The organism is Methylibium petroleiphilum PM1, assembly GCF_000015725.1.
GTDB classification, from domain to species: Bacteria; Pseudomonadota; Gammaproteobacteria; order Burkholderiales; family Burkholderiaceae_C; genus Methylibium; species Methylibium petroleiphilum.
The window spans coordinates 2,128,275-2,146,000 of sequence record NC_008825.1; the positions used below are offsets into that span (position 1 = coordinate 2,128,275).

17 protein-coding genes are annotated in these 17,726 nt (G+C 69.0%); all 17 read right to left on the reverse strand.

Translation table 11 applies throughout. The features are described from left to right. Positions 1-23 precede the first annotated feature (23 nt). The 17 genes from MPE_RS10025 to scpB all read right to left on the reverse strand — a co-directional run bounded on the left by MPE_RS10025 (position 24) and on the right by scpB (position 17,557). Positions 24-1,187, reverse strand: a complete 1,164-nt coding sequence (locus MPE_RS10025; protein WP_011829581.1) for an ATP phosphoribosyltransferase regulatory subunit — start codon at positions 1,185-1,187, stop codon at positions 24-26. Between the two features lie 80 nt (positions 1,188-1,267). Then, positions 1,268-1,456 (reverse strand): DUF2065 domain-containing protein, encoded by a 189-nt coding sequence (locus tag MPE_RS10030; protein ID WP_011829582.1) that lies wholly within the window; start codon positions 1,454-1,456, stop codon positions 1,268-1,270. Between the two features lie 35 nt (positions 1,457-1,491). Continuing rightward, on the reverse strand, positions 1,492-2,382 hold the full coding sequence (hflC, locus tag MPE_RS10035; protein WP_011829583.1) for a protease modulator HflC: 891 nt from the start codon (positions 2,380-2,382) through the stop codon (positions 1,492-1,494). A 14-nt stretch (positions 2,383-2,396) separates the two neighbouring features. Then, positions 2,397-3,704: an FtsH protease activity modulator HflK gene (gene hflK, locus MPE_RS10040; RefSeq protein WP_011829584.1), complete on the reverse strand. Its 1,308-nt coding sequence runs from the start codon at positions 3,702-3,704 to the stop codon at positions 2,397-2,399. Then, positions 3,701-4,945, reverse strand: a complete 1,245-nt coding sequence (gene hflX / locus MPE_RS10045; RefSeq protein ID WP_011829585.1) for a GTPase HflX — start codon at positions 4,943-4,945, stop codon at positions 3,701-3,703. Before hflX ends, hflK begins: the two co-directional genes overlap by 4 nt. A gap of 70 nt (positions 4,946-5,015) precedes the next feature. Continuing rightward, entirely contained in the window at positions 5,016-5,261 is a 246-nt protein-coding gene (gene hfq / locus MPE_RS10050) for an RNA chaperone Hfq (protein ID WP_036230128.1), read from the reverse strand. 71 nt (positions 5,262-5,332) lie between these two features. After that, positions 5,333-6,673 (reverse strand): ribosome biogenesis GTPase Der, encoded by a 1,341-nt coding sequence (gene der, locus MPE_RS10055; RefSeq protein ID WP_011829587.1) that lies wholly within the window; start codon positions 6,671-6,673, stop codon positions 5,333-5,335. Between the two features lie 17 nt (positions 6,674-6,690). Further along, entirely contained in the window at positions 6,691-7,800 is a 1,110-nt protein-coding gene (bamB, locus tag MPE_RS10060) for an outer membrane protein assembly factor BamB (protein WP_011829588.1), read from the reverse strand. Continuing rightward, on the reverse strand, positions 7,800-8,486 hold the full coding sequence (locus tag MPE_RS10065) for a YfgM family protein (RefSeq protein WP_011829589.1): 687 nt from the start codon (positions 8,484-8,486) through the stop codon (positions 7,800-7,802). Before MPE_RS10065 ends, bamB begins: the two co-directional genes overlap by 1 nt. A 49-nt stretch (positions 8,487-8,535) precedes the next feature. Continuing rightward, a complete protein-coding gene (hisS, locus tag MPE_RS10070; RefSeq protein WP_011829590.1) occupies positions 8,536-9,867 on the reverse strand; it encodes a histidine--tRNA ligase in 1,332 nt (443 codons plus the stop codon). Between the two features lie 77 nt (positions 9,868-9,944). After that, complete coding sequence (ispG, locus tag MPE_RS10075) at positions 9,945-11,243, reverse strand: flavodoxin-dependent (E)-4-hydroxy-3-methylbut-2-enyl-diphosphate synthase (protein ID WP_011829591.1); 1,299 nt, start codon at positions 11,241-11,243, stop codon at positions 9,945-9,947. Next, a complete protein-coding gene (locus tag MPE_RS10080) occupies positions 11,240-12,154 on the reverse strand; it encodes a helix-turn-helix domain-containing protein (RefSeq protein WP_011829592.1) in 915 nt (304 codons plus the stop codon). The genes ispG and MPE_RS10080 overlap by 4 nt, the downstream gene beginning before the upstream one ends. After that, entirely contained in the window at positions 12,147-12,980 is an 834-nt protein-coding gene (gene pilW / locus MPE_RS10085) for a type IV pilus biogenesis/stability protein PilW (RefSeq protein WP_231497530.1), read from the reverse strand. Before pilW ends, MPE_RS10080 begins: the two co-directional genes overlap by 8 nt. Then, a complete protein-coding gene (gene rlmN, locus MPE_RS10090) occupies positions 12,977-14,161 on the reverse strand; it encodes a dual-specificity RNA methyltransferase RlmN (protein ID WP_011829594.1) in 1,185 nt (394 codons plus the stop codon). Before rlmN ends, pilW begins: the two co-directional genes overlap by 4 nt. A 47-nt stretch (positions 14,162-14,208) precedes the next feature. Then, complete coding sequence (gene ndk / locus MPE_RS10095; RefSeq protein WP_011829595.1) at positions 14,209-14,634, reverse strand: nucleoside-diphosphate kinase; 426 nt, start codon at positions 14,632-14,634, stop codon at positions 14,209-14,211. An 80-nt stretch (positions 14,635-14,714) separates the two neighbouring features. Continuing rightward, positions 14,715-16,775: a pseudouridine synthase gene (locus MPE_RS10100; protein WP_011829596.1), complete on the reverse strand. Its 2,061-nt coding sequence runs from the start codon at positions 16,773-16,775 to the stop codon at positions 14,715-14,717. Beyond that, positions 16,772-17,557 carry an SMC-Scp complex subunit ScpB gene (scpB, locus tag MPE_RS10105; protein ID WP_011829597.1) on the reverse strand — a complete coding sequence of 262 codons (786 nt, stop codon included), beginning with the start codon at positions 17,555-17,557 and terminating at the stop codon, positions 16,772-16,774. The genes MPE_RS10100 and scpB overlap by 4 nt, the downstream gene beginning before the upstream one ends. Between the last annotated feature and the right edge of the window lie 169 nt (positions 17,558-17,726).

The following is a 17,726-nucleotide window of genomic DNA, read 5'->3' on the forward strand; positions in this document are numbered from 1 at the left end:
CTGATGGCTCTCGGTCGCTGGTTTCACAGCGGCCGGACGACCCATTGGCCGCCTTTTTGCACGATCTCGCGGTCGCAGTCGAACTCCTGGACCTCGTGCTCATGTCCCGGCAGCACGCACACCACGGTCTCGCCGCCAGCCCGCAGGGCGCGGACGGCGGCGCGCAACCCGGTTTCCTCACCCCAGGGCGCACGCACGGCAGCCCGGCGCCCATCGGGGCAGGCACGTTGCACCACTTCCTTGAGATCAGCGCTGAAGCCCACCGCTGGCCGGTTGCGGCCGAACACCGCACCGACCTCGTCGTAGCGCCCGCCGCGCACCAGCGAGTCGCTGGACCCGGCGCCGTAGACGGCAAAGCGCGCGCCGCTGTAGTAGGCGTAGCCGCTCAGGTCGGCAAGGTCGAAGCCGACCCGCACGTCGGGATGCGCGATCGCGGCGTGCGCGGCCAGGCGTCGCAGGTCGGCCAGCGCGGCCGTGATCAGTGGACGCTGAGGCAGCCGCGCTGCCGCGATGTCGAGCACCTCTCCATCGCCGTACAGCGAGGTCAGTGCCTGCAGCCCCTGCCGCACCTCGGCGGCGAATCCGCTGCCAAGCGCCTGCAGCGCCGTGCCGTCCTTGGCAGCGAGCGCCGCGTACACCTCGTTCAGACGCGCGGGGTCGCAAGCGACACCGGCCAGCAGACCGCGCACGATACGCGCGTCGGCCAAGTCGAGCACCAGGCCCGGGACACCCGCGGCACGCAAGCTGTCGAGCGCCAGATCCTGTACCTCGAGATCGGCCTCGAGTCCGGCATGACCGTAGAGTTCGGCGCCGAACTGCAGCGGTTCCCGGCTACCGTGCAGTCCGGCCGGCCGCGTGTGCGCCACCGGGCCGCAGTAGCACAGGCGCGTGATGCCATCGCGATTGAGCAGGTGCGCGTCGATGCGCGCCACCTGGGGCGTGGTGTCGGCACGCAGACCCAGCGTGCGGCCGCTCAGTTGATCGACCAGCTTGAAGGTCCGTAAATCCAGTTCGTGCCCGGTGCCCGTCAGCAGCGACTCGAGGTGCTCGAGCAAGGGCGGCATCACCAGTTCGTAGCCGTAGACGCGGGCCGCGTCCAGCACGGTGCGCCGCAATTCCTCGATGCGCCGCGCCTCGGAGGGCAGCACATCGGCAATGTGCTCGGGCAGCAGCCAAGCAGAGGTCATGAAAAGCCTGCGGGGTTAAAACCGCATTGTACCGGCGCCCCCAGCAGCATTCGCGCGCGATTGACCTGCGCGAACGGTGATCAGCCTGCCAAAACCAGCAGCACCACCAGCCCGCCCAGCATGCTGCTCAAGCCAAGAAAACGCAGTTGCCCGTCGCTCAGCCGCGTGGCCTGCTCGAACACCCGGCGCCAGCGCTGCGGACTCAGGAAAGGCAGCAGCCCCTCGAAGACCAGCATCAGCGCCAGCGCGCTGAACAGCGTGTCCCACATGCCGGCTCCTGCGGCAACGCGCCGTCAGCCCGGACTCACCTGGCACGGGAGGAGGATGGCCCGCCCTCACCTCGCATCGCGCGGAAGAACTCGCTCTCGGGCTCGACCACCATCACGTCGGTCTTGCTGCGAAAGCTCGCCCGATAGGCCTCGAGACTGCGATAGAACTGCGCGAACTGCGGGTCGCGACCGAAGGCCTCGGCATACAGGGCCGAAGCCTTGGCATCGCCGTCACCCTTGACCTTCTGTGCATCCCGATAGGCCTCGGCGACAATGACCTCGCGCTGCCGATCGGCGTCGGCACGCACCTGCTCGCCTTCGGCCTGGCCGGTGGAGCGGGTCTCGTTGGCGACGCGCTTGCGCTCCGACTCCATGCGGCGGTAGACGGCCTCGGTGATGTTGGCGACGAAGTCGACCCGCTTGATCCGCACGTCGACCACCTCGATGCCGAAGCTCGTGGCGTCGTCCGACAACCGCCGCAGCACGCCCTGCATGACCTTGTCGCGCTCGGTCGAGAGCACCTGGCGCACACTGACCTTGGTGACCTCCTCGTTCAGCGCGGCCTGGACGATCGGTGCCAGCCGCGCCTCGACATTGCGCGCATCGATGCCGCTGTTGCGGATGAATTGTCGCGGGTCCTTGATGCGCCACTTCACCAGCCAGTCGATCACCAGACTGGTCTTCTCGGCGGTGAACACCGGCCGCGTTTCAGGGCTGTCGAGGCTCTGGATGCGGCGGTCGAGGAAGACCACGTTCTGGAACGGCGGGGGCAGCTTGAACTTCAACCCCGGCTGGGCAATGACTTCCTTGATCTCGCCCAGCGCATACAGCACGGCGAACTGCCGCTGGTCGACGACGAACAGCGTGCTCGAGGCAATCATCAATGCGAGCAGAGCGCTCGCCACGATCAGACCGATGCGATTCATTCTTGTTGTTCTCCTCAACGGCTTTCGCGCTCACGCGAACGCTGGTTGTCGCGCGATCGCACATCGTTCTGTGACGTGCCGGTGCTTTCGGTGGTCGGCAGCGCGGGCGCAGGTGCGGCCGCGGCGGTCGCCCCGGCCGATTGCATCAGCTTGTCGAGCGGCAGGTACAGCAGGTTAGAGCCGGTGCGCGACTCGATCATGATCTTGCTGACGTTGGAGTACACCTCTCGCATCGTGTCCACATAGAGGCGATCGCGCGTGACGGCCGGCGCCTTCTGGTACTCCGTCAGCACCTGCTTGAAGCGCGATGCATCGCCCTCGGCCTGCGCGATCACGCGCGCCTTGTAGCCCTCGGCCTCCTCGCGCAGGCGCGAGGCCGTGCCCTGCGCCTTCGGGATCACGTCGTTGGCGTAGGCCTGGCCTTCGTTCTTGAAGCGCGAGCGGTCGGCGCCGGCCTTCACGGCATCGTCGAACGCCGCCTGCACCTGCTCGGGCGGCGCCACACTCTGCACGTTGACGTTGGAAATCAGGATGCCGGTCTTCAGACGATCGAGCTGCGCCTGGATGGACTTGACGAGGTCGGTCGCGATGGCATCGCGCTGCTCGTACAGCACCGAGTCCATGTTGCTGCGACCGACGATCTCGCGCACCGCGGATTCGGAGGCCAACACCACCGCCTCGTCCGCATTGCGGTTCTCGAACAGGTAGTCCTTCGAATCCTTCAGGCGGTACTGCACCGTGAAGCGGATGTCGACGATGTTCTCGTCCTGGGTCAGCATCGACGAGTCCCTCAGCCCGGTGGCCTGCACCACCGAATTGCGCCCGACCTCGACCGACCGCAACTGCGTCACGTTCACCACCTCTGCCGACTGGAACGGGTATGGGAAACGCCACTGGAAGCCGGCTTCGACCGTGTGGCTGTATCGGCCGAAGGACATCACGACGCCCTGCTGCCCTTCCTGCACGATGAAGAAGCCGCTGCCCAGCCAGATCAGCGCCACGACCGCGCCGATCAAGCCGATGCCGATACCGGCGCTGCGCAGGTCCGGCGGTGGCGAGCTGGCGCCACCGCCGTCGGGCTGCGGACTGTTCCCACCCCCTTTGCCACCGAACAGGCCGCTCAGGCGACGATTGAAGTCGCGCCAAAGCTCGTCGAGATCGGGCGGGCCGTCATTGCGGCCGCCGGTCGCCAGCAGCCGCTCCCCACGCGCGCGCCAGACGGCGCGGCGCACGGCGCCGGACCACAGCAGCGCCAGGGCCTCGACCAGGAGTGCGGGGCGTCCCCGCGGGCGCGCTGCGCCTGCATCGTTATAGGTATTCATGCGTGTCGTTGGAGCAAGACGGAGGCGGGAATGGGATCGTGATCGGAGGGCGCGGCGTCGGCGACGTCGCGCACCGGCGCGTCGGAGACCGAGGCACCGGGCGCGCCCGCCTCGCCACCGTCGGCGAGCAGCGCCTCGCTCACCAGCGCCCGCAGCTCGGCGAGCCCCACACCGCGCAAGGCACTGACGAAGACGCGCGGGATGCGGCGTCCGCCGTCGAGTTCGAGCCGATCCACCAGCACGCGAGGCCGCTGCTCCTCGTCGAGCTGGTCGAGCTTGTTGTAGACCAGGATCTGGGGAATACCGGCCGCGTCGATCTCCGCGAGCACGCGCTCCACCTCGACCCGCTGCTCGGCCAGCACCGGGCTCGAAGCGTCGACCACATGCAGCAGCAGATCGGCATCGGCAGCCTCCTGCAGCGTGGCGGCGAAGGCCTTGACCAGCGTGTGCGGCAGATCGCGGATGAAGCCCACGGTGTCCGACAGACTGACCGAGCGCTGCGCGTCCTCGAGATAGAGCTGCCGCGTGGTGGTGTCGAGCGTCGCGAACAGTTGGTCGGCGGCGTAGCTGCGGGCCTTGACCAGCGCGTTGAACAGCGTGGACTTGCCGGCATTGGTGTAGCCGATCAGCGAGACGCGGAAGGTGCCGGCGCGCTCGCGCGAGCGCCGTTGCGTGCCGCGCTGGCGCTTCACCTTGTCGAGCCTCGCCTTGAGCGCCTTGATGCGCTCGCCGATCATGCGGCGATCGAGTTCGATCTGGCGTTCGCCCGGACCGCCACGATGACCCACGCCGCCGCGCTGGCGCTCGAGGTGGGTCCACCGGCGCACCAGTCGGTTGCTGAGGTACTGCAGCTGCGCGAGCTCGACTTGCAGCTTGCCTTCGTGGCTCTGAGCGCGCGCGGCGAAGATCTCGAGGATCAGGCCGGTTCGGTCGAGCACCTCGACGCCAAGATGGCGCTCCAGGTTGCGCTGCTGCGTCGGGGACAAGGCCTGATCGAAGATCACGCACTGGCCGCCGCTTTCGGCCACCAGCGCCTTCAGCTCGTCGGCCTTGCCCGAACCGAGGAACAGTGCGGCGTCGGGCGCCTTGCGGCGAGCGATCAGGCGCGCCACCGGCGTGTCGCCGGCCGACTCGGCCAGCAGCGCCAGTTCGTCGAGGGTGGCGTCGAAGGAGGCGCCGGCGCCGAGGTCGACACCGACCAGCACCGCCCTGGCCTCGTTGACGGCGGTGGACGCGCTCAAGCTGAAACCACCAGGGTCTGGCGGCAGGCGGTCAGGCGACGAGACGGATGCCGGGAGTCCATCGAGCCGTTCAGCCCGCCGACTCCGGCGCGTCGTTGGCCTGGAAATTCACGGCCCGGCCGGGCACGACGGTGGAAATCGCGTGCTTGTAGACCATCTGGGTCACGGTGTTGCGCAACAAGACCACGTACTGGTCGAAGGACTCGATGTGCCCCTGCAGCTTGATGCCGTTCACGAGGTAGATCGAGACCGGAACGTGCTCCTTGCGAAGCAGGTTCAGGAACGGGTCTTGTAGGAGTTGCCCTTTGTTGCTCACGATATCGTCCGTGTTGTGAAGCTGTTGGAGGATGGAAGGTATCACAGGCTCCAGCCGGCGACGCCCTCAGACTACGAGTCCTTCTCCGCGAAGGGGTTCCGTGACGATTTCATCTCGATGCGCATCGGCGTGCCGCTGAGCTGGAAGTGGCAGCGGAAACGCCCCTCCAGGAAGCGCTTGTAGGCGTCTGTCACATGCTCCAGCGAGTTGCCGTGGATCACGATCACCGGCGGGTTCTGCCCGCCTTGGTGGGCGTAGCGCAGCTTGGGCCGGAAGGCGCCGGCGCGCTTGGGCTGCTGGAACTGCACCGCCTCCAGCAGCACCCGCGTCAGCACCGGCGTGGCGAGCTTCTTGGTGGCCGAGGCCCACGCGTCGGCGATCGCCTTCCACACCGGCCCCAGGCCCTGGCGCTTGATGGCGGAGATGTGCAGCACCGGCGCGAACTTCAGGAACGCCAACCGCTGCTCGATGGAGCGCTGCAGCAGTTCGCGCTGGTAGCTGTCGACCGCGTCCCACTTGTTCACCGCCAGCACCACGGCACGGCCGGAATCGAGGATATAGCCGGCGATGTGGGCGTCCTGGTCAGTCACCCCCTGGGTCGCGTCGAGCAACAGCAGCACGACATTCGCGTCGGCGATCGCCTGCAGCGTCTTGACGACCGAGAACTTCTCGATCGACTCGAACACCTTGCCCTTGCGACGCAGGCCGGCAGTGTCGATCAACTCGAACTTCTGGCCATTGCGCTCGAACGGAACGCTGATGGCGTCGCGTGTGGTGCCGGGCAGGTCGAAGGCCACCAGCCGCTCTTCACCGAGCCAGGTGTTGATCAACGTCGACTTGCCCACGTTCGGGCGACCCGCTACCGCCAGGCGGATCGGCCGTTCGGGGTCGTCGAGCGCGAGATCGTCGGGCTCGTCGAACGCAAAGTCCTCCAGCGCCGCCGTCAGCAGGCTGCGGATGCCCTGCCCGTGTGCCGACGACACCGCCAGCGGCTCGCCCATGCCGAGCTCGTAGAACTCGGCCAGCTGGATGCCTTCCAGCATGCCCTCGGCCTTGTTGGCAGCGAGCAGCACCTTCTTGCCGGCAGTGCGCAGGTAGCGTGCGATGTCATGGTCCTGCCCGGTGACGCCGGCGCGGACGTCGACCACGAAGATGACCACGTCGGACTCCGCCACCGCCTGGCGCGTCTGCTTGGCCATCTCCTTGTAGATGCCGCTCTCGGCCGTGGGCTCGAAGCCGCCGGTGTCGACGACGATGAACTCGCGTTCGCCGAGCCGCCCATCACCGTAATGGCGGTCGCGGGTCAGGCCGGCGAAGTCGGCCACGATCGCGTCGCGGCTCTTCGTCAGACGGTTGAACAGCGTCGACTTGCCGACGTTGGGGCGCCCCACGAGCGCCAGGACGGGTTTCATTCAGGTTCCGATCGCACTCACTCGGGCCGGAACGCGAACACCGTGCCGCGGCGGGTCACCGCGACGATGGTGGTGCCGACCTTCACCGGGGCACCGATGATGGGCTGCCCGTCGGTGGGCAGGCGCAACAGCGGCTGGCCGTTGTCGCGATCGAGGAAGTGCACCTGGCCCTCGAAATCTCCAAACACCAGCGTCGGACCCACCACCAACGGTGAACTGAGGCCGCGGTGGAGCATGCGCTCCGAGGTCCATGCGACTTCGCCGCTGGCGCGCTTCCAGGCGGTAATGCGGTCGGTGGCATCGGCCGAGAACACCAGTTGCTCGTCGGCCGCCACGCCCTGGGTCCCGCCGGTGGTCTTGGCCCAGCCGAGGGTGCCCCGTTCGACGTTGACGCAACCGACCGCGGCCTGGAAGCCGCGCACGCAGACCGCGTCGCCGACGCGCGCCGCCGGCCCGACGAGGTCGGCCAGCCGTTCGACCTCGTTGGTGCCGCGCGGCGACGCGACGGTGGTGTCCCAGCGCACGCTGCCGCGCAGCGGGTCGAGCCCGGCGAGGCGCGGACCCTGGCCGACCACCAGCGTGTCCTTCCACGGCAGCAGCACACCGGGCTGCAGCAGCGTCAACGGATCGCCGGGGCGCTGCTGGACCCACAGCTTGCGGCCATCCAGTACGTCGAAGGCCTGAACGCTGCGGTCGATGCCGAGCACGAAGACGCGCTCGCCCGCCACCAGCGGCGGCGTCACGACACGGGTGGTCAGGCGCGTGCGCCACAGCGGCTTTCCGCTGTCGAGCACGACCAGCTCGTTGCCGGTGGTCACGACGCTGGCGTAGCGCCCGTCGCTGCCCACCCCGGCGCTGAGCTTGCCATCGGCATCGCCGCGCCAGAGCTCGCGGCCGGTGTCCGCCGCCAGGGCGACGACGCGACCATCGGAACTGGCCAGCACCACGGCACCGGCGCCGGTGGCGATGCGCAGGGGAAAGTCCACACTGCCCAGGCCCTGCGTCCACACCTGCCGGCCGGCGATCTGCGCCTTGAGCGGCTCGAGTGGCGTCGGCTTGGGCTTCTCGGGCCCGCTGGAGCAGGCGGCCAGGCCGGCAACGAGCAGCGCGGCGGCAAGGCGGCGCATCACTTCGACGCTCCCGTCGCAGCCGCTGAGGCCGCCGCAGCGGGCGCCTCAGCGGCGCCCAGCGCGGTTAGCTTGGCCTCGACCAGCCGACGGTAGTCGAGCGTCGGCGGCATCGCATCGAACGCGGCCTGATAGGCGGTACGCGCCTCGGCGGGCTTGCCCTGCGCCGTGAGGATGTCGCCGCGGCGATCGGCCGCCAGCCCTGCAAAGGACTGCGGAGGATCGGTCGGCAGTGCCTTGAGCGCCTCGTCGTACTTCTTCTCGTCGAGCAGTACGCCGGCCAGGCGCAGGCGCGCCAGCACCGCGTACTCCTTGTCGCTCGCATTGCCGATCACCCATTCCAGGCTGGCCCGCGCCGCGTCGTTCTGGCCCTTCTCGAACTGCGCCTTCGCCGCCAGCAGGCCGGCCTGTCCAGCGAACGCCGTCGAGCCGTAGCGATCCTTCATGTCGGAGAACACGCGGGCGGCCTTGTCGGTGTCGCCGGCGATCACGGCCTTGTCGAGTTCGTCGAACAGCACGCTGGCCTTCACGGATCGGTCTCGCTGCATCCACTGCCAGCCGTTGAACGCGGCGAAACCGCCGAGCGCAATGATCAGGACCCAGGTGATCAGGTTGCCGTACTGCTTCCAGAAGTGCTTGATCGAGTCGAGCTGTTCTTGTTCTTGGAGGTCGAGATGGGTGGCCATGCGGATGCTTTGTGAGAGGCTGCGCGGCGTGCGGGGCGCGAAGCCGGGATTATGAACGGAGCAATTCGCCGGCCCAGGCCGCCGGATCGTCCAGCGGGCGCAGCACCTGGGTGGCCGCGCCCTCTCCGGCACGCAGCGGCTTGAGCGCCACCATGCCCTGCGCCAGCTCGTCGGCGCCGAAGACCAGCGCATGGCGGGCGCCGCTGGCGTCGGCCTTCTTGAACTGCGACTTCATGCTGGCCGGCCCGTCCTTGCCGGCGGGATGCAGGACGACGCTGGCGCCGTGGGCGCGCAGGGCCTCGATCAGCACCATCGCCGTCGGCAGCGCAGCAGCGGCAGGCAACACCGCATAGGCGTCCGGCAGCCGCGGCGGCGTCACGACGCCCACCGCGTCCAGCAGCAGCAACAGGCGCTCGATCCCCAGGCCCCAGCCGACGCCTGGCGCCGGCTTGCCGCCGAGCTGCTCGATCAGGCTGTCGTAACGGCCACCGCCTCCGACCGTCAGGGGCGCGCCCATGCGATCGGTGACCCACTCGAACACGGTGAGGTTGTAGTAGTCCATGCCGCGCACCAGCCGCGGGTTGATGCGGTAGGGCAGACCGGCGGCATCCAGCACCGCACGCACGGCATCGAAATGCGCCAGTGAGGCCTCGCCGAGGAAGTCGATGAGCCGGGGCGCCGCATCCACCACAGCCTGCATCACCGGCGTCTTGGTGTCGAGGATTCGCAGCGGGTTGCTGTGCAGGCGGCGCTTCGCGTCATCGTCCAGCAGGTCGGCGTGCGCCTCCAGGTGCGCGATCAGCGCCGCCCGGTGGGCACGCCGCTCTTCGGGCTGCCCCAGGCTGTTGATCTCCAGCCACAGATCACGGCCTTCGATCAGCCCGAGCTCGCGCCACAGCGCGCGGCACATCAGGATCAGCTCGGCATCGACGTCCGGGCCATGAAAGCCCAGCGCCTCGGCGCCGGCCTGATGGAACTGGCGGTAGCGGCCCTTCTGCGGGCGCTCGTGGCGGAACATCGCGCCCAGGTAGTAGAGGCGTTTGCCGCCCTCGTACAGCAGCGAATGCTCGGTCACCGCCCGCACCACGCCGGCCGTGCCTTCCGGGCGCAGCGTGAGTTGGTCGCCGTTCATGTTGTCGGTGAAGGAGTACATCTCCTTCTCGACGATGTCGGTCACCTCGCCGAGCCCGCGCACGAACAGCGCCGTCGGTTCGACGATCGGTGTGCGGACCGCGGCATAGCCGTAACGCTGCATCACGCGGCGCACCGCGTCCTCGAACCATTCCCAGCGTGCCGATTCGGGCGGCAGCAGGTCGTTCATGCCCTTGACCGCACGCAGCGGCGAAGTCTCCGTCTTGGCGGCTTTCTGTTGTTCTGCCATGGTCGATGCCCACAAGGATTCAGGCCGGCCGCGGCCGGTTCGCTGGGCACACCCGGGGGGTGCGCCGGCTCGCCGCGTCAATGCGCGGCGGTGATGCTGCCGTAACGGCGCTCGATGTAGTGCTCGACGACGTTCTGGAACTCGCGCGCGATGCCCTCGCCGCGCAAGGTCATCGCCTTCTCGCCATCGATGAACACCGGCGCGGCAGGCGCCTCGCCGGTGCCGGGCAGGCTGATGCCGATATCGGCATGCTTGCTCTCGCCAGGCCCGTTGACGATGCAGCCCATCACCGCCACCTTCATGTTCTCCACGCCCGGGTAACGCGCCTTCCAGACCGGCATCTGTGCCCGCAGGAAGTCGTCGATCTGCTTGGCCAGCTCCTGGAAGGTGGTGCTGGTGGTGCGGCCGCAGCCCGGGCAGGCGGTGACGCTGGGATTGAAGGCACGCAGGCCGAGCGACTGCAGGATCTCGAGCGCCACCACCACCTCCTGCGTGCGGGCCTCGCCCGGCTGCGGCGTGAGGCTGACGCGGATGGTGTCGCCGATGCCGTCCTGCAGCAGCATCGCCAGCGCCGCGGTCGACGCCACGGTGCCCTTGGTGCCCATGCCGGCTTCGGTGAGCCCGAGGTGCAGCGGGTAATCGCAGCGTCGCGCCAGTGCGCGGTAGACGCTCACGAGGTCCTGCACGCCGCTGACCTTGCAGCTGATGAGGATCTGGGACGGGTCCATGCCCAGCTCGCGCGCATATGCGGCCGACTGCAGCGCCGAGCTGATCAGCGCGTGGTACATCACCTGCTTCGCGTCCCAGGGCCGGGCGCGGGCGGCGTTCTCGTCCATCAAAGCCGCCAGCAGTTCCTGATCGAGGCTGCCCCAGTTGACGCCGATACGCACAGGCTTGTCGTGGCGCATCGCGGCCTCGATCATCATCGCGAACTGCCGGTCGCGCTTGTCGCCCTTGCCCACGTTGCCGGGATTGATGCGGTACTTCGACAGCGCGGCCGCGCAGTCCGGGAACTCGGTCAGCAGGCGGTGGCCGTTGTAGTGGAAATCGCCGATCAGCGGCACCGAGATGCCCATGCGGTCTAGCTGCTCGCGCACGTGCGGCACGGCCTGCGCCGCCTCCGGCGTGTTGACCGTGATGCGCACCAACTCCGAGCCCGCCAACGCCAGCTCCTTGACCTGGATCGCAGTCTCGATCGCATTCACCGTGTCGGTGTTGGTCATGGACTGCACGCGCACCGGGGCGTCGCCACCGACCGTCACGACATTGCTGCCCCAGACGACACGCGCCTGCAGCGAACGGCGCGCGGCAGGCTGCGCCACGTCGATCGCTTCGGCGTCACTGCGGGTCCCTGTGGACGCTACTGGCCTGTTCATTTCAGCTCCAAGCGCGCGACGTTGTCGCGCGTCGACTCGCTCAATGCGACCGGCTGGCCGCGGAAAACGATCTGGGTGGCTTCGGCATTTCCCACGGTCACGCGCAGCGGGAGCGGGCCGTCCAGACCCGCCGCCTCGCCGGCCGCCAGCGTGCGCGACAGCAGCACCTGCCCCTTCGCATCACGCACCTCGACCCAGGATTCCGCCACCGCCCGCATGGTCAGCAGGCCGCCGGCCGCGGATGCCGAGGCTGCGGTGCCGACCGGGGCCGAGAACACCGTGTCGATCACGGCCGAACCGGGTGCTGCAGCCTCGGCCTCGGACGACCCGACGGCCGACGCTCCCGCCAGCGCGGGCGATGCCGACTCGGGCGCGATCGACGTCGTCGAGGACACGGCAACGCCTGTATCGATCGGGTTGCTGGCGGCGATCTCCGGGACTGCCGAGGCGCTTGGATCGGTCGGCAGCAGCCGACCCACCCAGCCCACGGGCAGCAGGTAGACGGCCACCGCTGCCAGCACCAGGACGGCGGCCGCGATCAGCGGTGGGCTGAGGAAGCGCTGCCACTCGTCACCGTCGCTCGGCACGCCGCGATCGTGGAAGGGCTGGTTGAGGCCCCGCGCCACGTGATCGAGCCCCCGGCCGGCCGACGCGGCCGTAGGCAGGAGCGACAGCACCGGCTCGGCATCGATTTTCAGTGCGCGGCACATGCTCTGCGCCAGCGCACGCGCGAAAGTGGCATCGGGCAGCTGTTCTGGGTGGTCGTTCTCGATCGCCTCCAGCTTCTGCGGCGAGACCTTCAGCGAGGCTGCGAGCACCGCGAGGTGCATCCCTTGCGATTCGCGCGCCGCGCGCAGCAGCTTCCCGGCCGTCGTGGCCGGCGGGCCGGCGTCGACCGTCCCCTCACTCATCGAACATCCCCCGCTCGAACGACGCCGCCTCGCGCGACGTGGGGTAGCTCGCACGCAGCTGGTTGCCCAGATCGCGAACGCCCTGCGGATTGGCCAGGCGGTTCTCGATGCGGGCGGCGAGCCACAGCGTCTCGGCGCTGCGCAACTCGGCGTTGTTGTTGACGCGGCGCACGTAGAAGCGCGCCCGCTCGTACTCGCCACGTCGGTACAGCACGTCGGCCAGGTTCATCGCGATCGCCGGGTTGGCCGGCTCGAGTTCGTAGGCGCGCTTGAGCGTCAGCTCGGCCAGGTCCAGCTGGCCGGCGCGTGCCTCGCAGATCCCCTGCACCAGGAAAGTCCGGTTCGGGGTGCGGTACTGCGGCGTCGCCACGGCGCGCTCGAACAGCTTTCCCGCCTCCGGGTAGCGGCCACGCTGGCACAGGAACCAGCCGTAGTTGTGCATCACGTCGCCGTCGGTGGATGCCAGCTGCAGTGCGCGCTTGAAACTGTCCTCGGCCTTCTGCTCCTCGCCCAGCGCGGCCAGTACCAGGCCTTGCAGGTTCAGCGCCTGCGGCAGATTGGGGTCGGCGGCCAGCGCCAGCTTCACCTCCGACAGGGCATTGTCGAAACGCCCCTCGGAGAAATAGGCCCCCGCAAGGTCGAGGCGGATGCGCGCGCGCTTCGCCGAGTCGGACTCCTCGTCCGTGCCGGCACCGGCGGTGGAACTGCTGCGGCCGAAGTCGTTGGGCCGGCCCTGCGCCTGGGCAACGCTCCAGACCGCGCCACACAACAGCGTCGCCAGCAGCAGTCCTCGCATCGCGTCCCTCACCCATCCGTCCCGCATCATCGTGTCGTCTCCGTGGCTGAACCTGATGGTGCAGCGTCGGCCCGGCGCTGCACCGCGCTGTCGATCGGCCGGATGGCGATCGGCGCACGCCGCATCCGTGCCTGCGCATTGGTGCGGTCCTGTACCTCGCCGGCCAGTTGGCCGCAGGCGGCGTCGATGTCATCGCCGCGAGTCCGTCGCACCGTGGTGACCAGACCCCCGTCGACCAGCAGCTGCGCGAAGGCCTGCACGCGCGCCACTGACGAACGCGTCAGCCCCGAGGCCGGGAACGGGTTGAACGGGATGAGGTTGATCTTGCAGGGCACGCGCCCCACCGGCCCGCGTTCGCCCACCAGGCGCAACAGTTCGCGCGCCTGCGCCTCACTGTCGTTGACGCCGTCGAGCATGCAGTACTCGAAGGTGATGAAGTCGCGCGGCGCCGCCTCGAGGTAGCGCTGGCAGGCCTCGAGCAGCTCTGCGATCGGGTACTTGCGGTTGAGCGGCACGAGATCGTCGCGCAGCGCGTCGGTCGGCGCATGCAGCGACACTGCCAGAGCCACCGGACAGTCCTCGCGCAGGCGGTCGATCATCGGCACCACACCGGAGGTCGATACCGTGACACGGCGACGCGACAGGCCGTAGCCGTGATCGTCGAGCATCACGCGCAGCGCCGGCAACAGCGCGGCGTAGTTCTGCAGCGGCTCACCCATGCCCATCATCACGACGTTGCTGATGACGCGCTCGGTCGTGCCCAGCCGTGCGCGCAGCTGGTGCTCGGCATGCCAGAGCTGGGCAACGATCTCGCCGGTCGACAGGTTGCGACTGAAGCCCTGGTGACCGGTCGAGCAGAAGCGGCAACCGACCGCGCAACCGGCCTGCGACGAGATGCACAACGTGCCGCGATCGTTCTCGGGGATGAACACCGTCTCGACGGCATTGCCGCCGCCGACGTCGAACAGCCACTTGACCGTGCCGTCGGCCGACACGTGCTCGCTCAGCACTGCGAGTGGCCGGACCACCGCCCGCCCCGCCAGCTTCTCGCGCAGCGACTTCGCCAGATCGGACATCTGAGCGAAGTCGCTCTGGCCCTTCTGGTGGATCCAGCGGAACAGCTGAGTGGCGCGAAAACGCTTCTCGCCGAGCTGCTCGCAGAAAGCGGCCAGCGCGTCGAGATCGAATTCGAGCAGGTTGGCCGCAGTCATGGCATGCACCGATCGGACCGTCGGGGCGCCAGGCGCCCCGCAGTCGTTCAGCGGCTGTAGACGTTCATGCCCGGGAAGAAGAACGCCACCTCGACCGCGGCGGTCTCCGGCGCGTCCGAGCCGTGCACGGCATTGGCGTCGATGCTGTCGGCGAAGTCGGCACGGATGGTGCCCTTCTCGGCCTTCTTCGGGTCCGTCGCGCCCATCAGCTCGCGGTTCTTGGCGATCGCGCCCTCGCCTTCCAGCGCCTGGATCATCACCGGGCCCGAGATCATGAACTCGACCAGGTCCTTGAAGAAAGGCCGGGCCTTGTGCACGGCGTAGAACTGCTCGGCCTCGCCGCGCGACAGGTGAACCAGCTTGGCCGCCACGATCTTCAGGCCCGCGCCCTCGAAACGGGCATAGATCTGACCGATCACGTTCTTGGCAACGGCGTCAGGCTTGATGATGGACAAGGTGCGTTCGATCGCCATATTTATTCTCCGGAATCAATGATTTAGCAGAACCTTGAATTGTAGCGCTTGAGGTCGGCGCCTCGATGTCGCTCGCAGCCTCAGCGGCGCGGTCCGCGGCCCCCACCGCCGCCCCCACGACCCCCCTGGCCTCCGCGCCCACCCCCACCGCCCCGCTTGCCGCCGGCCTTGTTGAAGTAGGCATCGGCGCCGATGTAGCCCACCGAGGTCTGCATCGGATCGGGCTGCTTCGGCCCGCCCTTCCTGGCGCCCGGCTCGGGCTGGTGCGCATCGTGCCGGCCGAAGCCGGCATTGATGCGCTGAGAGCCCTTGACGAAGCGCTTGTCGAAGGTCTGTTCCAGCGGATTCGGAATGGTTCCGGGCGGGCCGCCGGCGTCGTGATCCGACTGCGAGCCACCATGCCCGAAGCCCTGGGCTGCGCCGCGGCGCGGGCCCTTCGCAAAGCGACGGTCGAAGGTCTGCTCCAGCGGATTGGGGATGCGGCCGAAGTCTTCCTCTCCAGCGCCGTCGGTGTCGGGTGCGGCCTCGCCGAACCGCGATTCACGCGGCTCGCGGCGCGGGCCGCGCTCGCCGCCGCCCTGGCCCTGCGCGCGGGCCCCGCCCTGCTGCGGCCCGCGCGCGTTGCGCTCGGGCTTGCCGTTGCGACCGTTGTTGCGCCGTTGTTCGCGGTTGCCCTGAGCGTCGCGCGACTCGCTTTGCGCCGCTGCGCCACGGTTGCCGCTGGCCAGCTGGCGGATCGCGCGCAGGTCCTGGTCGTCGAGCTCGACCCAGACGCCGCGCTTGAGGCCGCGCGGCAGCACCACAGTGCCGTAGCGAATGCGGATCAGACGGCTCACGGCCAGGCCGACCTTGTCGAACAGCTTGCGCACCTCACGGTTGCGCCCTTCGGTGATGACCACGCGGTACCAGCGGTTCGCGCCTTCGCCACCGCCCTCCTCGATGCTCTTGAAGCCGGCGGTCTGACCGTCGATCTCCACGCCCTCGAGCAGCTTCGCGCGCTGCTCCTCGTTCAGGCTGCCGAGCACGCGCACCGCGTACTCGCGCTCGACGCCGAAGCGGGGATGCATCAGCTGGTTCGCCAGTTCACCCGAGTTGGTGAACAGCAGCAGGCCCTCGGTGTTGATATCCAGGCGACCGACGGACTGCCACTTGCCCTGCTGAAGGCGCGGCAGACGGCGAAACACCGTGGGACGCCCTTCCGGGTCGTTCAGCGTGACCACTTCGCCGGTCGGCTTGTGATAGGCCAGCAGCCGCGCCGGGCCCGGCTGGATGCGCAGACGCACCGGCTTGCCGTCGACGGCGATGCGGTCGCCGTAGGAGATGCGCATGCCCACATGGGCCACCTCGTCGTTGACCGTGACCTTGCCGTCGAGAATGAACTGTTCCATGTCGCGGCGCGAACCGATGCCCGACTGCGCCAGCACCTTGTGCAGCTTGGGCGCCTCGGGCTCGGGGCGCAGCACGCGCTTGGTCGACTGCTCGACGCTGGCCTCATCGTCCGGCTCGGGTGGCTCGGCGTCGTAGGCACCCGACAGCACTTCCTCGAAGCGCTCCACCACCAGCGCCGGATCGAGCGCCGGTCGCGGTGCCTGCGGCGGGCGTTCGGCGCCGGGCTCGGCCGAGCCATCGGCGCCCGCAGCCTCGCCGCCTTCACGGCCGGCGCGGTCCTTGCGGCCTCGGCGCCGGTTGCGGCCACGACGGCTGCGCTCGACCGATTCGTCGCCGGCCGCAGCCCCCGATTCGCCGGATCCGGCCACTTCGGTCGGTTCGCTGTCGGCGGCTGTTCCTTCGGCCGCTTCCGCGGCAGCCGGCGCCGAGACCGGTACAGGTCGCTCGATCGGAGCCGGTCGGGACTCGGCCGCCGCCGGCGCATCAGCCGCCACGGGCGACGCGACGGCATCGGACGACTCCGCGACAGCCACATCGGCCTTGGGCTTGCGCCGCCGCGGGGTCTTCGGTGCCGCTGTGTCCGCATCGGCTTCGACGGCCGCCGTCACCTCCACGGCTGCCGTGCTCGCGGCCGCTGGCGTCGCCGCCTTGCGCGTGCGTCGCTTGACCGGCGCTGCAGCGGCGCTGTCGTCGCCGGTGTGCGGCGTGGCATCGGGCTGCGTATCGCTGGGCGGAGTGTCGTTCGAATTCATGTCTGGGGTTCCGTGCCGGCGTCGGCCGGCGGCGTGGGAAGTTCTGCGGTCGAGGAGAGAGCCTCCGATGCAGCCATGGGGATGGCTGCGTCGACAGCCTCGTCGTCGTCCGAGGCCGCTTCGTCCGAAGCCTCGAGCGGCTCCGGCGGAATGGCATCGAGGCCCTGCTGCGGAAGCCCGGGATCGCCCTCCCCCGGCAAGGCCGCATCGATGGCGACATCGAGTAGCGATACCTGGCCCGGCAAGGCGTCGACGAGCATCGTCACCGCTGGCGCGCCGTCGAGGGCGGGCAACTGCTCGAGCGTGGCGAGGCCGAGGTCGTCGAGGAACTGCCGCGTCGTCGCGAACAGCGCCGGCCGCCCCGGCGTTTCGCGGTGGCCGATCGCCTCGATCCAGCCGCGGTCCTCGAGCTGCTTGAGCAACTGGCTGTTGACGGTGACGCCGCGGATGTCCTCGATGTCGCCGCGCGTCACGGGCTGGCGGTAGGCAATGATTGCCAGCGTCTCGAGCGTCGCGCGGGTGTAGCGCGGCGGCTTCTCGGGGTGCAGGCGATCGAGGTACTCACGCAGCTCCGGACGGCTCTGGAAACGCCAGCCATTGGCCACCGCCACGAGCTCGACGCCGCGGTCCTCCCAGTCGCGCGCCAGCTCGTCGAGCAGGACGCGCAGGGTGTCGGGGCCGAGTTGGTCATCGAACAGCGTGCGCAACTCGCGCAGCGGCAGCGGCTGCTGCGCGCAGATGAGCGCCGTCTCGAGGACGCGCTTTGCATCCTGTGTGTTCATCGAATCCGTCTGTCGTCTTGGCCGACTGGGGAGCCGGCGTGCAAGGGAACCGGGGTGCCTTCCGTGTGCTGTCTGCACTGCAGGTGCGGCGAGTGTCTCGGCCGCAGAGGCCGGCCGGAGCCGGGGTGTGGCTGAACTCGGGGGGACCTGCGGTGGTCGGAGCCGGTCG